This window comes from Roseovarius sp. MBR-6, from assembly GCF_040547525.1.
Classification (GTDB): Bacteria; Pseudomonadota; Alphaproteobacteria; order Rhodobacterales; family Rhodobacteraceae; genus Roseovarius.
Window position 1 is genome coordinate 1 of the sequence record NZ_JBEPPW010000051.1, and the last position, 4,868, is coordinate 4,868.

Below are 4,868 nucleotides of genomic sequence, written 5' to 3' on the forward strand. Positions count from 1 at the left end.
CTATTTGGGCAGCGCACGCGCCATGGCGCTTAGTGCCCCGCCACTGGCCTACTTTTGCACCGCCACGTGGCCGGTTTTGTCTCCGCCGTTGACACTTCAACCACGAACATCTCGCCCACTTGTAGGGCGTCGAAACCGTCACCCGAGGCTGCGTGGACAAGGACGGCGAACAACACCACGCCCACACCGTCGTTGAACAGGGTCTCGCCCTTCATCACGATCTTGAGATCCTCGGGAACCTTCACCTCTCTCAAAGTGGCAAGGACCGCGACCGGGTCGGTCGGGCTGATCAACGCCCCGAAAACAAGCGCCCACGGCAATGAGATCGCGACACCCAGCACGCCGGATGCGGCCCAAACGACGCATCCGATGATCGCAGTGGACACCACGACACCCAAACTTGCCATCGTGCCAATGGTCAGCGCACGGCTGCGTAGGCTGACCAAATCGACATGCAACGCGCCTGCGAACAAGAGGAATGCGAGCATGCCTTCAAGAACGGTTTGCTGAAAATCAACTTGGCGTAGGAGGGCTGCCAGACCTTCATAATCGAACAGCCCCGGCATTGCCGCTTCGGCACCGATGACAACCAGCGAAGCGCCAAGCCCCATCACGAGCAGGCCGATGGTGTGCGGCAACAACGCCAGCCGGAAATTGACCCAACTGAACAGGGCCGTCAGAACCAGCAGGATCGCGACAAGCTCGAATTGGGTCATCGCGTTCACCGCTGCCAGCTGTTGGGCAGGACCACGTTCGAGCGGCGGACGTTGTTGACAGTCACTTGACCAAAGGCATCCATCCGCACTTCAGTCGACACCATATTCCAACATCTTTTCCAGACCTTCGGTGAGGTACTCACCCACCATCGGCCTGCCTAGAAGATAGCGGCTCACCAGCCCCTCGTGCTGTTGTCGAGCGAGGGCTTTGGTCTGCTCCCAGGCGGCGGGTTCCGCATCGCCACGGCCGATCCAGAACAACGCGACCAGCGCGTCCTGCTGTTCGTCGTTCATGCTTTCGATTTCTTGGGTGATCTCGTTGCGGCTCAGATCGCCCTCGGTTTCCTGCAGGGTCGCGGTCACTTCGTCGTCCGTGGCATTCCCGCCAAGGTCGGAGATATCGGTCCCATCCTTCGCCATGACGGCGTTGAACCGCAGCACCAGTTCTTCGATCCGGGTATCGTTAAAGGGCAGCGCGGTCATCGGTATCTCCTGTTCGTTGCGCTTTCAGGGTAGCAGGTAGCCGAGGCGTGGCACTGATTTCGATCATGACGCCTTGCGCGCATTCGCTCTGGCAGCGCTCTCGACGCAGGCGGAACTGGCCGATTGGCGAAGGGCTGTCTCGGACCCGGCGTATTGCTGAAGGAGAAGCTCATCCATTATGATGATGCCCTGCCTGCTGATCTGGATCAGCACACCGGCGGCCTGGCTGACTTACACTTCACGTGGTGACGGTGGCATTAGAATGCTCACTTCGCCCACGCGAACTGTTTTGGGCTGTGGTGGGCACTCGGGCGGGCAAGGAACCGGGCACTTTCGCGGATCAATGGGATTACTGTCCGCACGTCGGCAAACCGCGCCCCAAGCGCTATCCAAAGGATCAAGTGCATGAAGAAAGATCAAAAGCCGTCCAAGTCATCAAGACCCTCTGCAAAGACCGAGGACGTGGCAAAGTCGAGCGAAAAGGCCCAAGAAGGCGACGCTTCGACCAACGACCGCGGCCAAGGGACCGACAGGCCCGGCTTCGATCTTGGCGGATCCACCGGCGAAACCCATGCCGGAACGGGTCTGGGCCTCGGTGAAGATGCCTTCGACACGCCGGGCGATAGACGGCTCCCCGGACGGCAGCTCGACAACAAGCTGACAATTCCGCGCTGGGGTGGGCCCGAGCCGCGCGATTCAACCGCTTCTGACGAGAAGACCGCAGGCGCCGAAAACCTGCCTGCGCCCGAGACGAAAAAAACGCGCTGACAGGGCGACGACCCGTTATCCAGCGGTGGCGAACGATCCTTCCACGTGCGTCACAGGTTTGGCAGGTCGCCGAACAAGGTGCTGCAGACGGCTGGACCGTGGCTGTGGTTGGCCATCATCGACTGTCATCGCCGCATTGTAGGGTCAGCGCGTGACAGACCCGGCCCACAGCGGCTCCGGTACGCATGCAGCGACGCGGAAAGATCCCCGAAAGGACAATTCATGCTTCATGTCGATATTCCAACCAACTCCGAAATCCGGGGGCTGATCGAAACACGCGCTGATACGTGTGTGTCGATCTATCTGCCGACGACACCCGAGACCCAGAATGTCACTCTCAGCCGTATCTCGTTCGGCAATCTGACTCGCACGGCATTCGAACAGCTCGATGCCGCAGGATTTGACAAGCGCCGTCGCGCGGCGCTGGAAGAAAACCTTCTTGCACTGGACGAGGATGACGAATTCTGGCGGATTCAGGCCAACGGCCTCGCGATACTTGCCACCCCGGACAGCTTGCGGACCTTCCGGTTGGCGACAGAGGTCACCAATACGGTCGAGGTGTCGGATCGCTTCCACCTCAAGCCGCTGCTGCGCGCGATGGCCTTTTCCCAGCATGCCTTCGTTCTGGCCTTGTCCGAGAACGATGTCCGTCTGGTCGAGATGTTCGCCGACCATCCTGCAACGGTAGTCGGCGTGCCGAACCTGCCCGGCAGCGCCGCCGACGCCACCGGTCGCGCTTCGGTCAACAACCCGGGCATGGGCTCCGGGCATGGAAACGCCCAGGGCCAGAAGTCGCTGTTGCTCAAGTACCTGCGCAAGGTGGACGCCGCCCTCCGCCCGGTCCTGAAAGGCCGGGAAACGCCTCTCATTCTCGCCGCAACCGAGCCGTTGGGACCGATCTTTCGGTCAGTTAACAGCTATCCGGGTTTATTGGCCGAGGGGATTCCCGCAAGCCCCGACGATATGAGCGAAAGCGCGCTCGCGAGTTCCGCAAGGTCGGTTCTGGATGGGCACTACGCTGCCCAGATCGAAGCTGCGACCGCCCTCTTTCACGAGCGAGTTGGTTCGAATCGCGCCATCAGTGATCTGCAGGCCGTTGCGCGCGCCGCCACCTTCGGCGCAGTAGAGCTTCTGCTCGTCGATATCGACGAAGTCATTCCCGGTACAGTGGCCGAGACGGACGGGAAAGTCACCCTCGCAACGATGCCAGGCGCGGCCAGCTACGGCGTGCTCGACGAGATAACTGGAAGGGTGATCCTCGCGGGAGGCAAGGTTCTGGCTGTGCGACGCACGGACATGCCTGATTGCGCCGCAGTGGCCGCGATCCTGCGCTATCCGGTTTGAAGTGCCTGGGAGCACTGGGCAGAACCTCCGATTCTGCGTCGATGGCTTGCCCGCCTAGACCGGGGCTAATCTCTATCAGCACCGGATCGCTCATCTTGCACTACGCAATCTGGACGCTCGACGCATCCGTCGTCGGCGCTGGCATGCAGTAAGGCATGCCGCCCCGAAGTCACGCAGGAGCACCAGATTGCCCGAGCACACGATGTACGGAGACCGGGTCGCATTCTTGCGTTCGTAAACAAGAGCGAGGCGGCACTTTCTCCGCTGGAGATGAATTGAGCTTCAAAGGAACAAACCAATGCCCATTCACCGCGTTGATCTAGCCGACGACTCCAGCCTTCTAGACATTTACGCAACCGAGGCGTCACAAAGCATCCTGCCAAAGTTTCGGATGCCGCAAGGTCGAACCGAACCGCGTGCGGCCTACGCCCTTATCCGGGACGAACTTCTGCTCGACGGGAATGCGCGCCAGAACCTTGCGACCTTCTGCACGACCTGGGTCGAGGATGAGGTCAAGGCGTTGATGGCGGACGCAATCGACAAGAACATGATCGACAAAGATGAATATCCGCAAACCGCCGAGATAGAGAAACGCTGCGTCCATATCCTTGCCGACCTCTGGCACGCAGAGAAGTCGCGGCAGACGATAGGCTGTTCCACGACCGGATCCAGTGAGGCCGCCATGCTCGGTGGATTGGCGTTCAAATGGAAGTGGCGCAAGCGCCGGGAGGCGGAAGGCAAGGACGCGAGCAAGCCGAACATCGTGACCGGTCCGGTGCAGATCTGCTGGAAGAAATTCGCGCGTTACTTTGACGTCGAGATCCGCGAGGTGCCGCTGGAGGGTGACGCCCTTGGCCTGAAGCCAGAAGATCTGCGCAAATATTGCGACGAGAACACGATCGGTGTCGTTGCCACGCTGGGGGTCACTTTCACCGGTGTCTATGAGCCGGTCGAGGCCTTGGCAGCGGAACTCGACGCAATGCAGCGCGACCTCGGACTTGATATTCCGATTCACGTCGATGCGGCCTCGGGCGGGTTCATCGCACCGTTCATTCAGAAGGACATCGTCTGGGATTTCAAGCTGGATCGGGTCCGCTCGATCAATGCCTCCGGCCACAAATACGGCCTGGCGCCATTGGGTGTCGGCTGGGTGATCTGGGCGACGCAGGACGATCTGCCCGAAGAACTGATCTTCTATGTCGATTACCTTGGCGGCAACATGCCCACCTTCGCGCTGAACTTCTCGCGCCCCGGTGGCCAGATCATCGCGCAGTATTACGACTTTCTGCGCCTTGGAATGGATGGATACACGGCTGTCCAGCAGGCCTGCTCGGACACCGCCCAATGGCTGGCTGAACAGCTGGCTGAAATGGGTTGTTTCGAGATGGTCTATGACGGCCACGGCGGTCTTCCTGCTGTCGCCTACAGGTTGAAGGACGAGGGTCAAGGTTTCACGCTTTATGGGGTCTGATGCCGGAGAGTGCAGAATAGTACGCTAAGGACTGGGATCATTGTTTTGGCCATCTGTACTCGCCGGTGAGAAGGATATGGGCCCAT

The 4,868-nt window shown here is 60.2% G+C and carries 5 protein-coding genes; 3 read left to right on the forward strand and 2 right to left on the reverse strand.

What is annotated here, in order from left to right; genetic code table 11:
- Positions 1–29 precede the first annotated feature (29 nt).
- Together ABIE57_RS20230 and ABIE57_RS20235 are read right to left on the reverse strand one after the other, a co-directional pair.
- Complete coding sequence (locus ABIE57_RS20230; RefSeq protein WP_354540835.1) at positions 30–716, reverse strand: cation:proton antiporter domain-containing protein; 687 nt, start codon at positions 714–716, stop codon at positions 30–32.
- Positions 717–806: 90 nt separating this feature from the next.
- The gene (locus ABIE57_RS20235; protein ID WP_354540836.1) at positions 807–1,199 is read right to left on the reverse strand and encodes a DUF3775 domain-containing protein; all 393 of its coding nucleotides are present in this window, start codon (positions 1,197–1,199) and stop codon (positions 807–809) included.
- Positions 1,200–1,604: 405 nt separating this feature from the next.
- Between ABIE57_RS20235 and ABIE57_RS20240 the strand changes: the two genes are divergently transcribed.
- From ABIE57_RS20240 to gad, 3 genes are all read left to right on the forward strand, one after another.
- On the forward strand, positions 1,605–1,967 hold the full coding sequence (locus ABIE57_RS20240) for a hypothetical protein (protein WP_354540837.1): 363 nt from the start codon (positions 1,605–1,607) through the stop codon (positions 1,965–1,967).
- Between the two features lie 222 nt (positions 1,968–2,189).
- Positions 2,190–3,311 carry a baeRF11 domain-containing protein gene (locus ABIE57_RS20245; RefSeq protein WP_354540838.1) on the forward strand — a complete coding sequence of 374 codons (1,122 nt, stop codon included), beginning with the start codon at positions 2,190–2,192 and terminating at the stop codon, positions 3,309–3,311.
- Positions 3,312–3,609: 298 nt separating this feature from the next.
- The gene (gene gad / locus ABIE57_RS20250) at positions 3,610–4,782 is read left to right on the forward strand and encodes a glutamate decarboxylase (RefSeq protein ID WP_354540839.1); all 1,173 of its coding nucleotides are present in this window, start codon (positions 3,610–3,612) and stop codon (positions 4,780–4,782) included.
- The last annotated feature ends 86 nt before the right edge of the window (positions 4,783–4,868 follow it).

Bases quoted from the DNA above. Each gene is read 5' to 3' on its own strand.
- ABIE57_RS20240 (WP_354540837.1), top strand. From the start codon at position 1,605: ATGAAGAAAGATCAAAAGCCGTCCAAGTCATCAAGACCCTCTGCAAAG.
- ABIE57_RS20230 (WP_354540835.1), bottom strand. From the start codon at position 716: ATGACCCAATTCGAGCTTGTCGCGATCCTGCTGGTTCTGACGGCCCTG.
- ABIE57_RS20245 (WP_354540838.1), top strand. From the start codon at position 2,190: ATGCTTCATGTCGATATTCCAACCAACTCCGAAATCCGGGGGCTGATC.
- gad (WP_354540839.1), top strand. From the start codon at position 3,610: ATGCCCATTCACCGCGTTGATCTAGCCGACGACTCCAGCCTTCTAGAC.
- ABIE57_RS20235 (WP_354540836.1), bottom strand. From the start codon at position 1,199: ATGACCGCGCTGCCCTTTAACGATACCCGGATCGAAGAACTGGTGCTG.